The sequence below is a fragment of the Mycobacterium neumannii genome (assembly GCF_002245615.1).
GTDB lineage: Bacteria > Actinomycetota > Actinomycetes > Mycobacteriales > Mycobacteriaceae > Mycobacterium > Mycobacterium neumannii_A.
In genome coordinates this window covers 341,510-353,899 of sequence record NZ_NKCO01000002.1, presented here as the reverse complement: position 1 = coordinate 353,899, position 12,390 = coordinate 341,510, and the positions used below count along the sequence as shown (strand labels likewise).

At 69.0% G+C, this 12,390-nt stretch carries 15 protein-coding genes; 3 read left to right on the top strand and 12 right to left on the bottom strand.

What is annotated here, in order from left to right; translation table 11 throughout:
* Positions 1-4: 4 nt before the first annotated feature.
* Together CEX88_RS04350 and CEX88_RS04345 are read right to left on the bottom strand one after the other, a co-directional pair.
* Complete coding sequence (locus CEX88_RS04350) at positions 5-1,549, bottom strand: ComEC/Rec2 family competence protein (protein WP_094292572.1); 1,545 nt, start codon at positions 1,547-1,549, stop codon at positions 5-7.
* A 5-nt stretch (positions 1,550-1,554) separates the two neighbouring features.
* Positions 1,555-2,376 carry a ComEA family DNA-binding protein gene (locus CEX88_RS04345; protein ID WP_066841662.1) on the bottom strand — a complete coding sequence of 274 codons (822 nt, stop codon included), beginning with the start codon at positions 2,374-2,376 and terminating at the stop codon, positions 1,555-1,557.
* 112 nt (positions 2,377-2,488) lie between these two features.
* On the opposite strand from CEX88_RS04345, the gene CEX88_RS04340 reads away from it, so the two are divergent.
* The 3 genes from CEX88_RS04340 to CEX88_RS04330 are packed head-to-tail and all read left to right on the top strand — an operon-like array spanning position 2,489 to position 5,167.
* Entirely contained in the window at positions 2,489-3,247 is a 759-nt protein-coding gene (locus CEX88_RS04340; protein ID WP_231987602.1) for a hypothetical protein, read from the top strand.
* 37 nt (positions 3,248-3,284) lie between these two features.
* A complete protein-coding gene (locus CEX88_RS04335; RefSeq protein ID WP_202931364.1) occupies positions 3,285-4,091 on the top strand; it encodes an SDR family NAD(P)-dependent oxidoreductase in 807 nt (268 codons plus the stop codon).
* 23 nt (positions 4,092-4,114) lie between these two features.
* Positions 4,115-5,167 (top strand): NAD(P)H-dependent amine dehydrogenase family protein, encoded by a 1,053-nt coding sequence (locus CEX88_RS04330; protein WP_066841661.1) that lies wholly within the window; start codon positions 4,115-4,117, stop codon positions 5,165-5,167.
* Positions 5,168-5,186: 19 nt separating this feature from the next.
* Here CEX88_RS04330 and CEX88_RS04325 read toward each other — a convergent pair whose 3' ends face one another.
* From CEX88_RS04325 to CEX88_RS04280, 10 genes are all read right to left on the bottom strand, one after another.
* Positions 5,187-5,795 (bottom strand): maleylpyruvate isomerase family mycothiol-dependent enzyme, encoded by a 609-nt coding sequence (locus CEX88_RS04325; RefSeq protein ID WP_094292570.1) that lies wholly within the window; start codon positions 5,793-5,795, stop codon positions 5,187-5,189.
* 8 nt (positions 5,796-5,803) lie between these two features.
* Complete coding sequence (locus CEX88_RS04320; protein WP_094292512.1) at positions 5,804-6,289, bottom strand: SRPBCC family protein; 486 nt, start codon at positions 6,287-6,289, stop codon at positions 5,804-5,806.
* The gene (locus CEX88_RS04315) at positions 6,286-6,570 is read right to left on the bottom strand and encodes an ArsR/SmtB family transcription factor (protein ID WP_369829765.1); all 285 of its coding nucleotides are present in this window, start codon (positions 6,568-6,570) and stop codon (positions 6,286-6,288) included. Before CEX88_RS04315 ends, CEX88_RS04320 begins: the two co-directional genes overlap by 4 nt.
* A gap of 140 nt (positions 6,571-6,710) precedes the next feature.
* Positions 6,711-7,547 (bottom strand): DegV family protein, encoded by an 837-nt coding sequence (locus tag CEX88_RS04310; RefSeq protein ID WP_066841658.1) that lies wholly within the window; start codon positions 7,545-7,547, stop codon positions 6,711-6,713.
* A complete protein-coding gene (gene octT, locus CEX88_RS04305; protein WP_094292511.1) occupies positions 7,538-8,260 on the bottom strand; it encodes a diglucosylglycerate octanoyltransferase in 723 nt (240 codons plus the stop codon). Before octT ends, CEX88_RS04310 begins: the two co-directional genes overlap by 10 nt.
* Positions 8,250-8,909, bottom strand: coding sequence for a glucosyl-3-phosphoglycerate phosphatase (gene gpgP / locus CEX88_RS04300; protein ID WP_094292569.1), 660 nt, complete (start codon positions 8,907-8,909; stop codon positions 8,250-8,252). The genes octT and gpgP overlap by 11 nt, the downstream gene beginning before the upstream one ends.
* A gap of 20 nt (positions 8,910-8,929) precedes the next feature.
* The gene (gene rsfS, locus CEX88_RS04295) at positions 8,930-9,331 is read right to left on the bottom strand and encodes a ribosome silencing factor (RefSeq protein ID WP_094292510.1); all 402 of its coding nucleotides are present in this window, start codon (positions 9,329-9,331) and stop codon (positions 8,930-8,932) included.
* Positions 9,328-9,999 (bottom strand): nicotinate-nucleotide adenylyltransferase, encoded by a 672-nt coding sequence (gene nadD / locus CEX88_RS04290; RefSeq protein ID WP_202931363.1) that lies wholly within the window; start codon positions 9,997-9,999, stop codon positions 9,328-9,330. Before nadD ends, rsfS begins: the two co-directional genes overlap by 4 nt.
* A gap of 55 nt (positions 10,000-10,054) precedes the next feature.
* Positions 10,055-11,503, bottom strand: a complete 1,449-nt coding sequence (locus tag CEX88_RS04285) for a vWA domain-containing protein (protein ID WP_094292508.1) — start codon at positions 11,501-11,503, stop codon at positions 10,055-10,057.
* 1 nt (position 11,504) lies between these two features.
* Entirely contained in the window at positions 11,505-12,380 is an 876-nt protein-coding gene (locus CEX88_RS04280; protein WP_068200830.1) for an AAA family ATPase, read from the bottom strand.
* Positions 12,381-12,390 lie beyond the last annotated feature (10 nt).

The following is a 12,390-nucleotide window of genomic DNA, read 5'->3' as shown; positions in this document are numbered from 1 at the left end:
TCGCTCACCCCACGATCGTGTCACGGCCAGCCGACAGCCCCGACACCGTCCACGCCAGCAGGCACACCGCGGCTGCGCCCGCCGCGATCCGCACGAAGCGGTAGCGCCACGCGAGGACGACCGCGACTCCAAGGCCCGCGGTCAACATCACGCCCGGCAGTCCGGACGGCACCGAAACCGTCGACCCCGGCACACCCGCCGCCCAGCGAGCCACGTGCAGCAGCCACCAGACCTCCGGGCCGGTGAACCGGATCAGCAGGTCCGTGCCTGCGGGCCAGATTTCACCCAACGCGGCCGCGGCGGTGCCGAGCACGGTGATCGGCGGAATCACCGGGGCCACCGCGACATTAGCGGCCACCGATACGACGCTGAACGTCCCGGCCATCCCGGCCACGAGCGGTGCGGTGACCAGTTGCGCGGCGGCGGCCACGCTGAGCGCGTCGGCGGCGGGCTTGGGCCAGCCGCGGTCGACGAGGCGCCGCGACCACACCGGCGCGAGTACGACCAGGGCCGCCGTCGCCGACACCGACAGCGCAAACCCGACATCGACGGCCAACTCCGGCGATCCGATCATCAACGCCAGCACGCTGGCCGACAACGCGGGAATGGCCTGGCGGCGCCGGTGCGACAACACCGCCAACAACGTGATCGCCCCCATCACCGCGGCGCGCAGCACACTCGCCGTCGGCTGCACCACCACCACGAACGCCAGCAGTGCGACCGCCGCCAGGCCGACGGCCGCCCGTGGCCCGACGAAACCCGCGGTCAACAGCACTGCGCCGCACACGATCGTCACGTTCGCCCCGGACACCGCGGTGAGATGGGTCAAACCCGCCGCACGGAAGTCGGCCGTCGTCTGACGCGGCACACTCGACGTGTCGCCGAGCACGAGCGCGGGCAGCATCGCCGCCTGATCGGCGGGCAGCGACCGCCGCGCGGCCTCGGCGAATCCGGCGCGGACCTCAGCGGCCGCACGTTGGACGGCGGACGCCTCGCCGTAGGTGGGATCGCCGATCGCCGACAGCACCGCCACGCTGAGTTCGCGTCGCGTGGGCGGCCCGATGCGAGCCCGAAACGCCACCGGTGTGCCTGCGGTCAGCTCGGCGATGCGACTGGTCGACGCGAAAACCACGACGTGGCCCGACATCTCGTGTCCGTCCAGCACCACGAGGGCGCCACGGAACATCGTCCGGTTGCCGCCGAGCGCACGGGGGCTTTCCGTCGGGGTGACCACGACGGCGGCGGCCGTGCCGTAGCGCTGGGTGACCGGATGCTCGCGCACCTCGTCGACCCGCAAACCGATCGCGATCGCGAAGCCCGCCGCTACCAGCCCGACCGCCAGCACGCTCGCGCCGACACCCTTGCCGTCGGTCGCCGCTCGCCGTCCACTACCCCACCACCCCAGCGCCGCGGTGGCCGCCACCGCGCCGACGGCGGCGACCGCTGATCCCCCGACGGGCCACAGGATTCCGGCGCCGGTCACCGCCCAACCGGTCAGCGCCGCCGGGACCAGGCGCAGATCCAGTGGGGCAGCGTCGGCGTCCGCCACCGGAGTCACACATGCACGAGGTCGCGCAGCTTCTCCAGCCGCGCCGGTCCGATGCCGTCGACGTCGCCGAGCTGCTCGACGCTGGTGAACCGGCCGTTGGCGTCGCGCCAGGCCACGATCGCCGCGGCCGTCACCGGCCCGATGCCGGGCAGCGTGTCGAGCTGCTCGACCGTCGCGGTGTTCAGGTCAACCGTGCCGCCCGCCGGTGCGCCGCTGTCCCCCGTCGACGGCGTGTTCGTCGACGCCGGCGCCGCGACGCCCGTGCTGACCGAGCTCCCCATGGCGGCCGGTTCACCCGCCGCAGGCGCGATGCCCACGACGATCTGCTCACCGTCGGCGATCCGTCTGGCCATGTTGAGCCCCACCAGGTCGGCGCCGTCCAGCGGCCCACCCGCCGCGGTGAGCGCGTCGGCGATCCGAGCGCCTTGAGCCAGCGTGACCAGTCCCGGCTTGTGGACCAGGCCCACGACGCTGACGACGACGGGGGCTCCTGGTTCGGGCGGCGTGCCACCGGGTGTCGGGCTGGCCGACGAAACCATCTGCACCGGCGGCAGTTTGGCCGCCGCTACCGCTGGGGTGTCGTCGCGCAGCAGCACGAACACCGTCACCAGCACGGCAATGAGACCGACGCCACCGAGCGCCACGACCCCGGCGCGACCGGGATCTGCGCGGACCGCCGCGAGCCAACCGGCCGCGCCGCTGCCTGCGGATTCCGGCAACCAGCGCGTCAACGACGTGTCCGGTGGCCGACCCTCATCGTCCGGTTCGGGCTCCACTTCCCCACCCAGCCTGCGCTGCACGCGCTCGGCAGGCAATTCAGTCCGCATGCCTGTGAAGTTAGGCGCGGGAACCGACCGCGGGGCTCGCCGGCGGCGGCCGGCGACTCGCCCTGTGGATGAAATGAGCGTTGGGGATAGGGCCGATGTTTACAGTGTTGCTGTGGATCGTCGAGTGCCGATGGTCGCGGCCGTCGCGTTCGCGGTGCTGTACGCCGTTGCGCTGCTGATGGTTCCGGCGTTGCCCGGCATCGACCACCCGGGCCTCGACATCGTCACCCATCTCAACGAACACTCCGGCGCGATGCGGACCCAGGCACTGTTGCTGGCGTTCGGTGCGCTGGCTCTGGTGGTGGTGCTCGGCCATGCCCGCGACCGACTCGCGGGACCGTACGCGTTCGTGTTCACCATCGGGTCGGCCGTCGTCCTCGTCCAGATCAGCATCGCGACTTGGTTCACCGCAGGGTTATCGCTGCACCCCGGCGATCTCGGCTCCGGAACCGCGCGGGCGCTCGCCGACGTGGTCACGATGTTCGGACCCCTGCTGACCGTGGCGAACATCATGGTCGCCGCACCGATCCTGTTGGCGGCCAACGAGGGACGCTTCCCCCGCTGGCTCGGCATCGTCGCCGCGGTCTTCGCCGTCGAGCAGCTGATCGAGACCATCACGATCATCGGGCCGCCGGGAAGCTTCATCTCCCCGGGTGGGCCGATGAACACGTACCTCGGCGGGCCGTTGTTCATCCTGTTCTTCCTCGCGCTAGGGGTGGCGCTGTCGTTGCCCGACGGATCCGAAACGCCGGCGTTGCCTGCCGGCCCCGGTACCGCCGGCGGCGAGCCTGCCGACGACTCCCGCCCGGCGGACGCATCCGCCTCCGAAGCGTCCGCCTCCGAAGACCCCGCCGAGCGAGACCCGGAATAGCCCAGCCGCGCCGCGCGAACGCACTAGCATTCCCCCGATGGCGACGTTGCAGCGGTTCACCGACCGTCGGGTGCTGATCACCGGAGGCGGATCCGGTATCGGTCAGGCGACGGTCCTGCGGATCCTCGACGAGGGTGGCACCGTGGTCGCCGCCGACGTCAGCGAGGCCGGGCTGGCCGACACCGAGGCCAAGGCCGGTGAGACGACCGCAGGACTGACCACCGTGGTGATGGACGTCGGCAGCGAGGATTCGGTGCAAGCCGGGGTCGCACGCGCCGTCGCCACAATGGGCGGTCTCGATGCGCTCGTCAACGCCGCGGGCATCCTCCGGTCGTCGCACTTTGCCGACACCACGCTTGCCGACTTCGAACAGGTTTTACGCATCAACCTCATCGGGACGTTTCTGGTCACCCGCGAAGCCCTGCCCGCGCTGCGCATCGGCACTGCCCCGGCGGTGGTCAACTTCAGCTCGACGTCGGCGAGCTTCGCGCATCCCTACATGTCGGCCTACGCGGCGTCCAAGGGCGGCATCCAGGCGATGACGCACACGTTGGCACTGGAGTTCAGCAAGCAGGGCATCAGGTTCAACTGCGTCCAACCCGGGTCGATCTCATCGGGAATGACCGACGGCACAGGGCAATCCTGCCAAAGCGTCGGACCCGGCCTGCCGGAGGACGCCGACTACACACTGTTCGGCAAGATCATGCCGACACTGCCCGTCGACGGTGACGGGATGTTCGCCAAACCCGACGCCGTCGCGGCCGTCGTCGCCATGCTCGCTGCGCCGGAGGCCTACTTCGTCACCGGTACCGAGGTCCGCGTCGACGGCGGCACCCATATGTGAATCGCCGACACCAAGGAGTTTTCGTGACGACACCCGACCGGCCGCTGCGGGTCATTCAGTGGACGACCGGCAACATCGGCCGCCGGTCGCTGCACGCGATCATCGGGCGCGACGATATGGAGCTCGTCGGTGTCTACGCCCACGGCGCCGACAAGGTCGGCGTCGACGCGGCGGAACTGGCCGGCTGGCCCGAACCCACCGGAGTGACGGCCACAAACGACATCGATGCGCTTCTGGCCCAACGACCCGACGCCTGCTGCTACAACCCGTTGTGGCCCGACATCGACGAGTTGGCTCGGCTTCTCGAGGCAGGTGTCAACGTCTGCTCGAGCGCGGCGTGGATCACCGGCGGCAAGCAGTCCCCCGAGGACCTCGATAGGATCCGAAAGGCCTGCGAGAAGGGCAATTCGACGATCTTCGGCAGCGGTGCGCATCCCGGTATGAGCAACATGGTGGGGATGGTGCTCTCGGGCGCCTGCGAACGCGTCGACGAGATCCGTATCACCGAGTCGGTGGATTGTTCGACCTATGAGTCGGCGGGAACGCAGACCGCGATGGGCTTTTCGCAGGATCCGGACACCCCCGGCCTGGCCGAACGTGTGCGGCGCGAAAGCGAGGTGTTCGCCGAGTCGGCGGCGATGATGGCCGACGCGATCGGCGCCACGCTCGACCGGATGACCTTCGACGTCACGTTCACCGCGGCCACCGGCGATTCCGATCTCGGGTTCATGCGGATTCCCGAGGGCACGGTCGCCGGGGTCCACGGTTACCACCGCGGTTGGGTGGGTGAAAAGAACGTCGTCAGCGTCGGGTTCAACTGGATCATGGGCGAACACGTCACCCCGCCGAAGCCGCTCGAACACGGCCATGTGATCCAGGTGTTCGGGCTGCCCAACATGCGCACGGTGCTACATTGCCTGCCGCCGAGGGACTGGACGGAACCCGGCTTCATGGGCCTGGGCATGATCTACACCGCGCTGCCGGTGACCAACGCCGTACCCGCAGTGGTGGCGGCGCCTGCGGGCATCGTGACGCTCAAAGACCTTCCGCCGATCACCGGGCGCGCGGCGGTGTGAACCCAACGGCGCCACATCCTCAGAGCCGCTGCGCCAGTCTCGCTTTCCCGGGCCCGTCGAGATCGCTGAGCGCAGCGCCTCGCCCAGCCATCGCCATCAGCAGCGCCTCGCCGCTACCCCGCACCTCCGGGCCGCTGCCATGAGTCCAGTCGAGATCCGTCGCGACGAGTCGTAGCCCGCGCGCCCGCCACGCTCCCCTCAAGAAGGGCGCGTACTTGGCGAATTCCAATGCAACGACCAGTCTTTCGGGTTTGAGCAAGCGCGGCATGTCGAGCGGTCGGCGGATGTCTTGTTGATGGACCATCCCGTCGGTGAGCGCGATCCGTCCGTCGAATCCGGCCGTGCTGCCGCGCGGCCGGGCGTACTTGCGCATGAGCGCGGTGAGTTCCGACGGTGACTTGTCCGCGTTCAACGCGACCCCGATCGCGTTCGGATTCCTGTGGCGCAGCATGCCCAATGCCATGCGGGCCACTGCGCGGGGCCGGCTCAGTTCCTCGTAACTGATGACGTGGGCGACCACATCGCGAACCCGCCAGTCCGTGCACAAACTCGGCTGATCCCATTGCTCTGGGGTCAACTGGTCGAGCAGCGCGGCGAAATCCTCGCGCTCCTCGCGTGCCATCTGCATCGGCGCTGTCACTGCGCCTCCAACTCCAGCAGCTCACCGAACCGGCGCAGGTACAACGGCCAACCCGCATCTCCGCCGACACCGGAAGCCACGGAATCCCAACCGTCGCCGTGTCGTTCGATGTGGCGATGCTCGAGGGTGACGCGCGTGCGGCCGTCCGCCTCGGCGGTGAACAGCACCTCCACCTCGCTGCACCGCGCCGGATCCGATTCGACCTGCCACGTCGTGCCGATGTCCCACGAGAAGACGAGGCGGCGCGGAGGGTCGAAGACGAGAACCCGCGCCCACACGCACACGCTGTCGTCGACACCGCGGTCGTAGATGCGACCGCCGGCGCGGGGTTCCAGCACCGTCTCCGCGATCGGCACGCCGAGCAGGTTGTGCTCGCGGGGCTTGAAGTCGCCGAATCTCTCGGTGAACACCTGAAACGCCCGCTCGAGAGGAGCTTTGACCGTGATGTCGTGGCGGATGACCGCGGACTGGGCTGAGGTCATGGTGGATCTCCTTCGCTCTCGACTATCTCTTTGAAACCGGCCAGCGCCTGCATCCAGAACCGATCGAGTTCGGCCCGCATCGCGGCCAAGCCTCCCGGGTCCAGTTGATAGACGCGGCGGGTGCCGTCGGCGCGGTCGCACACCAAGCCCGCGAGCTTGAGCACCTTGAGGTGCTGAGACACCGCCGGCCTGCTGACCGGAAGTTCGCGCGCCAGCTCACCCACCGCCATCGGCCGGTGTGCGAGGCGTTCGACGATCGACCGCCGGGTGCGGTCGGCCATCGCCACCCAGGCGTCGCCCTCTTGGTAAGTCAGCACGAACCGTAAGTTATCACTTACCAATCTCTGCCACAAGGCCCCATTGAGCGCACTGTTGTGTACGCGAACCGCGGGTGAGAGCCGGAAAAGTGTTTCGGCGGACGTTATACGGCCAGTTGGACGACGACGCCGATCGCACCGGCGCCGAGATGAATCGCCAGCACCGGCCCCATATCGGTGACGGTGAGCGATTCGAGTTGAGGAAGCCGATCGGTCAGTGCGGCGCCGACCTGGTCGGCGCCGTCGTGGTTGTCGACATGGTGCACGGCGATCGACGCCTGACGCTCACCGACGAGGTCGGCGATGCGGTCCACCATCGCGGCGTGCGCCTTGGTGCTCGTCCGGATCCGCTGATCGAGTACGAGCCGGCCGTCGACATCGAGGCGCAGCAGCGGTTTGAGCGACAGCGCGGTCCCCAACCACGACGCCGCGGTCCCGATCCGTCCGCTTCGCCGCAGGTTGTCCAGCCGATGCACCACGATGAAGGCATGGGTGCGCTGAGCCGCCGAACGCGCAACGGCCTCAACCGAATCCAAGTCCGAGCCGGACGCGGCGGCCTTGGCCGCCGCCACGGCCGTGAAGCCCACCCCCATCGCCGCCGACCGCGAGTTCACCACCCGCACCGACGATCCGAACTCGCGGGCCGCCTGAACCGCCGAACTGTAACTGCTCGACAGCGCCGACGACAGGTGCACCGCAACCACACCGTCGCCGCCACTGTCCCGCAGCGCTTGCCGGTAGGTGTCCGCGAGGTCGGCGGGCGCCGCTCCGGCGGTGCTGGCGCGCGGTACGTCGTGAATGTCGTAGGGCACCTCGTCGATCCCGTCCCGCAGATCGATCACATCGACCAGCACATGCAACGGCACCTGCCGGATGTCCCACTGTTTCAACTCGTCGGGCGCCAACCGCGACGACGAGTCGGTCACCACGATCACCGACATGGCACGCCGGCTTCGGCGAGCGCCTTGAGCATCGAGTCCGCGACGGCCCGATGGGCTTCGAAGTTCCAGTGGATCCCGTCGGGGTTGCCCTGTCCGCTCATGACGTACTCACCGACCGCCGCCTTGAGGTCGACGAGCGGAACGTCGTGCTGCCCAGCCCATTCGGTGAGCGCCTTGACCGTGCCCGCGCGGCCGTGGTGCGCCCTGCCGTACGTATCGGCGATGTGCACCGAGGGCAGGCACGCGACGACGGGAATCCCGGGGCGGTTGAAGTCGATCGCACCACGCGTCATCTCGAGGTACTCGGCGGACAGGTGCGGGGGCAGCGCCGCTCGCGCCACCGGCGACAGGCGCGGCTGCACCCAGCAGTACCCGTCACGCACCCAGCGCCGCAGCAACGGCGGGCGCACGAAGCGGATGAGTTCGCGCAGCGCGGTCGGCAGCGGCGACGGCAGCGAATCCATCCCGCCCGTGGCGAACACGACCGCACCGGCCCGCGGCAACGCCGCCCAGGCCCGCGGATCCTGTGTGGCCGCCCACCACACGTCGCGACACGTCCAACCGATCCGCCCGATCAGCTCGACGTCCCAACCCAGTTGTGCGGCAACAATGTTGGGCCAGATACGCGGATCGTCGGAAGGCAGCCCGCCGGTCGGCCCGTAGTAGGACAACGAATCGCAGAAGACCAGCAGGGTCTGACGCTCAGAGGACATCGCCGGCAACCTGCGCTGAGGCGTTCCACACGTCGAGCCGCCAGCGGACATCGGCGGCTGCCACGTCGACGGCGCTGTGGCCGGACAGCTGCACCCAGCTGGCGTTGCCCATCCCGCCCAGGATCGGCCAGTTGTCCACCGGCAGGTCGAGCAGCGAGGCGGTCAGCGCGGCGATCAATCCGCCGTGGGCGACCAGCACCACCGGCCGGTCCGGTCCGTCGCCGGACTGGTCCAGCCCCCACTCGGCGTGTTCGTCGACGAGCTCGTCGACCAGCGGCCTGCTGCGCGCGGCGACGTCGACGCGGCTCTCACCGCCCGGCGGCGCCCACCGCGAGTCGTCGCGCCATGCCAGCCTGGCTCCCGGCGCGACGGCGTCGACCTCCAGGTGCGTCATCCCCTGCCACTGGCCGAGGTGGGTCTCCCGCAGGCGGGTGTCGACGCTCACCGGCATTCCGGCGTGTTCGCCCAGCGCGACTGCGGTGTCGAGGGCGCGGCGCAGATCCGACGACACGATCACCAGCGGTCGGCGTTTGGCCAACACCTCGGCGGCGGCGACGGCTTGATGACGTCCCAGATCGCTCAGGTCGGTGTCCAGCTGGCCTTGCATTCGGCTGCCCGCGTTGTACTCGGTCTGCCCGTGCCGGAGCATGACCAGGCGCCGGATCCTCCTCACGGCCCGCCGTCCTCGTCCGCGGCTGCCTGCGCCGACGGCTCACCGATATCGACGGGGATGGTCGGGCAGTCTTTCCACAAGCGGTCCAGCGCGTAGAAGTTGCGCTCGTCCTGATGCTGGATGTGCACCACGATGTCGACGTAGTCCAACAGCGTCCAGCGGCCTTCGCGGGCGCCTTCGCGGCGGGCCGGTTTGTAGCCGGCCAGGCGCATCTTCTCCTCGACCTCGTCGACGATCGCATTGACCTGACGCTCGTTGGAGGCCGAGGCGATCACGAAGCAGTCGGTGATGACGAGCTGACCGGACACGTCGATCACGACCACGTCGTCGGCCACTTTGGAAGCGGCCGCCTTCGCGGCCACCGTCGCCATGCGAACGGCTTCGTCGGAGGCGCTCATTGATGCTTCCCTTGGGTTGTCAGCGGTTGCGCATAGAGTTTGCGCTTCGCCACGTACTGCACGACGCCGTCCGGCACCAGGTACCAGATCGGCCGGTTCTCCTGGGCGCGATTCCGGCAGTCGGTCGAGGAGATGGCCAGCGCGGGCACCTCGACCAGCCGCAGCGCATCGTCGGGCAACTCCTTGACCGCCGCGGCGACGTGCTTGCCGTCCAGCTCGTATCCGGGCCTGCTGACGCCTACGAAGTTCGCGATCGCGAACATGTCCTCCCAGTTCTGCCACGTCAGGATTGACGCGAGCGCGTCGGCCCCGGTGATGAAGTACAGATCGGCGTCGGGGTTGAGCGCATGCAGATCGCGCAGCGTGTCCTTGGTGTAGGTGGGCCCGCCCCGGTCGATGTCGACGCGGCTCACGCTGAACCGCGGGTTGGAGGCCGTAGCGATCACCGTCATCAGGTAGCGGTCCTCGGCGGCGGTGACGTCGCGGTCCTTCTGCCAGGGCTGTCCGGTCGGGACGAACACGACCTCGTCGAGCCCGAACCGGTCGGCCACCTCGGAAGCGGCCACCAGGTGGCCGTTGTGGATGGGATCGAACGTCCCACCCATCACGCCGAGCCTGCGTCGCGGAGCCACGAATAGCCAGCTTACGGGGCTGCCGCGAAATGGCATTCCAGCAGGGCTCTACTCGCACTTTCTCTGCTGGAACGCAATTTCGCGGAGTAAGTCAGACCGGTAGCAGCTGGTCGATCACCGTGGCGAGCTGCTTGGCCGAGCGGCATTCGTGCATGGTGATGACGTCTTGGTAGCGCGGCACCGCCGAGTCGCCGCTGCCCCACAGGTGTCGTGGCTCGGGGTTCAGCCAGTGGGCGTGCCTGCTCGAGTTGACCATGTGGGCGAGCAGCTCGATCTCGGGGTTGCGGTAGTTGTTGCGGCCGTCGCCCAGGATCAGCAGCGCGCTGCGGGGCGACAGCGCGTTGGGCCAGCGGTCCATGAACGACACGAACGCATGCCCGTAGTCAGAGTGCCCGTCGCGGGTGTACACCCCGGCCTCGCGGGTGATGCGCTGCACCGCGACCGCCAGGTCCGCGTCGGGCCCGAACAGTTCGGTGACCTCGTCGGTGGTGTCGATAAAGGCAAAGACGCGAACCCGACTGAACTGCTGGCGCAGCGCGTGCACCAGCAGCAGCGTGAAGTGGCTGAAGCCGGCGACCGAACCCGACACGTCGCACAGCACAACCAGCTCTGGCCGCGCCGGATGGGGTTTCTTGAGCACGACGTCGATCGGCACCCCGCCCGTGGACATCGATTTGCGCAGCGTCTTGCGCAGGTCGATCTCACCGGCGCGCGACCGTCGTCGCCGCGCGGCCAGGCGGGTCGCCAGCGTGCGGGCCAGCGGTTGGACCACCCGGCGCATCTGGCGCAGCTGATCCCCGGAGGCGCGCAGGAACTCGACGTTCTCGGCGAGCTGCGGCACCCCGTACATCTGCACGTGGTCGCGGCCGAGCTGCTCGGCGGTGCGCCGTTTGGTCTCGCCCTCCACCATCTTGCGCAACTGGTTGATGCGTTGTGCGGCAAGCGCTTTGGCGATCTGCTCCTGCGTCGGTGTCGGCTCGTCGCCGTAGGGCGCCAGCAGGCCGGCCAGCAGCCGGCCCTCGAGGTCGTCCAGATTCATGGCCTTGAGCGCCTGATACGACGAGTACGACGGGCCCCGACTGGAGTTGTACCGGCCGTAGGCCTCGACGATCTGGGCGATCATCGCGGCCATCCGCTCGTCGAGGTTGGCCAGGTCCTGGTTTTCGGCCAGCATGTCCAGCAGCGCCGCACGCATCGCCTCGACGTCTTCGGGCGGCAGACCCGGTTCGTCGGCGTCGGTGTCGTCGTCGTCCTCGACCAGGATCGTCCTGGCGCCCAGCGCGGCGGGGAACCACAGGTCGAACATCGCGTCGTAGGTGTCGCGGTGGTCGGGGCGGCGCAGCACCGCGCACGCGATGCCTTCGCGCAACGCGTCGCGATCGCCCAGTCCCAGCACCGAGACCACCCGTCCGGCGTCTACGGTCTCCGACGGTCCAACCGAGATACCTTGTGCTCGTAGCGCTTCGACGAACCCGACGAGATGACCGGGCAGGCCGTGCGGTGCCAGCGGCTGCGGCGGTCGGGTCCGGCGGACGGCCATGTCAGTTGAGCCTCAGCTCGCCGGACGCCTTGATCTGGTCCGACTGATGTTTGAGCACCACCCCGAGGGTGGCCGCGATCGTCGCATCGTCGATGGTGTCCAGGCCCAGGGCCAAGATCGTGCGGCCCCAGTCGATCGTCTCGGCCACCGACGGAAGCTTCTTGAGCTGCATCCCCCGCAGCACACCGATGACCTTGACCAGTTCGTCGGCGAGGCGCTCGGGCAACTCGGGCACCCGCGACAGCAGGATCCGCCGTTCCAGGTCGGGATCGGGGAAGTCGATGTGCAGGAACAGGCAGCGACGTTTGAGCGCCTCGGACAGCTCCCGCGTGGCGTTGGAGGTGAGCACGACGAACGGCGGCCGCTCGGCGGTGATGGTGCCCAACTCCGGCACGGTCACCGCGAAGTCCGAGAGCACCTCCAGCAGCAGGCCTTCGATCTCGATGTCGGCCTTGTCGGTCTCGTCGATCAGCAGCACCGTCGGCTCGGTGCGCCGGATCGCGGTGAGCAGCGGGCGCGAGAGCAGGAACTCCTCGGAGAACACGTCGTCGCGCGTGGCGTCCCAGTCGCCGGACCCCGCCTGGATCCGCAGGATCTGCTTGGCGTGGTTCCACTCGTAGAGGGCGCGGGCCTCGTCGACGCCCTCATAGCACTGCAGCCGCACCAGACCCGAACCCGTCGACTGCGCGACGGCGCGGGCCAGCTCGGTCTTGCCGACCCCGGCGGGCCCTTCCACCAACAACGGCTTGCCCAACCGATCGGCCAGGAAAACCGCTGTGGCGGTTGCGGTGTCGGGAAGATAGCCGGTTTCGGCGAGTCGCCTGCCGACATCTTCGATGTCAGCGAAGAGCGGCGCTGGGCGCGCGGGGACGCTCACGGATAAGTCT

Excerpts from the sequence above, each read along its gene's own strand:
- CEX88_RS04315 (WP_369829765.1), bottom strand. The coding sequence starts at position 6,570 with ATGGCCGACCGCACCCGGCGGTCGATCGTCGAACGCCTCGCACACCGG.
- rsfS (WP_094292510.1), bottom strand. The coding sequence starts at position 9,331 with ATGAGCGCCTCCGACGAAGCCGTTCGCATGGCGACGGTGGCCGCGAAG.
- gpgP (WP_094292569.1), bottom strand. The coding sequence starts at position 8,909 with ATGCTCCGGCACGGGCAGACCGAGTACAACGCGGGCAGCCGAATGCAA.
- CEX88_RS04320 (WP_094292512.1), bottom strand. The coding sequence starts at position 6,289 with ATGACCTCAGCCCAGTCCGCGGTCATCCGCCACGACATCACGGTCAAA.
- CEX88_RS04325 (WP_094292570.1), bottom strand. The coding sequence starts at position 5,795 with ATGCAGATGGCACGCGAGGAGCGCGAGGATTTCGCCGCGCTGCTCGAC.
- CEX88_RS04345 (WP_066841662.1), bottom strand. The coding sequence starts at position 2,376 with ATGCGGACTGAATTGCCTGCCGAGCGCGTGCAGCGCAGGCTGGGTGGG.
- CEX88_RS04285 (WP_094292508.1), bottom strand. The coding sequence starts at position 11,503 with ATGGCCGTCCGCCGGACCCGACCGCCGCAGCCGCTGGCACCGCACGGC.
- CEX88_RS04310 (WP_066841658.1), bottom strand. The coding sequence starts at position 7,547 with ATGTCGGTGATCGTGGTGACCGACTCGTCGTCGCGGTTGGCGCCCGAC.
- nadD (WP_202931363.1), bottom strand. The coding sequence starts at position 9,999 with ATGCCATTTCGCGGCAGCCCCGTAAGCTGGCTATTCGTGGCTCCGCGA.
- octT (WP_094292511.1), bottom strand. The coding sequence starts at position 8,260 with ATGTCCTCTGAGCGTCAGACCCTGCTGGTCTTCTGCGATTCGTTGTCC.
- CEX88_RS04335 (WP_202931364.1), top strand. The coding sequence starts at position 3,285 with ATGGCGACGTTGCAGCGGTTCACCGACCGTCGGGTGCTGATCACCGGA.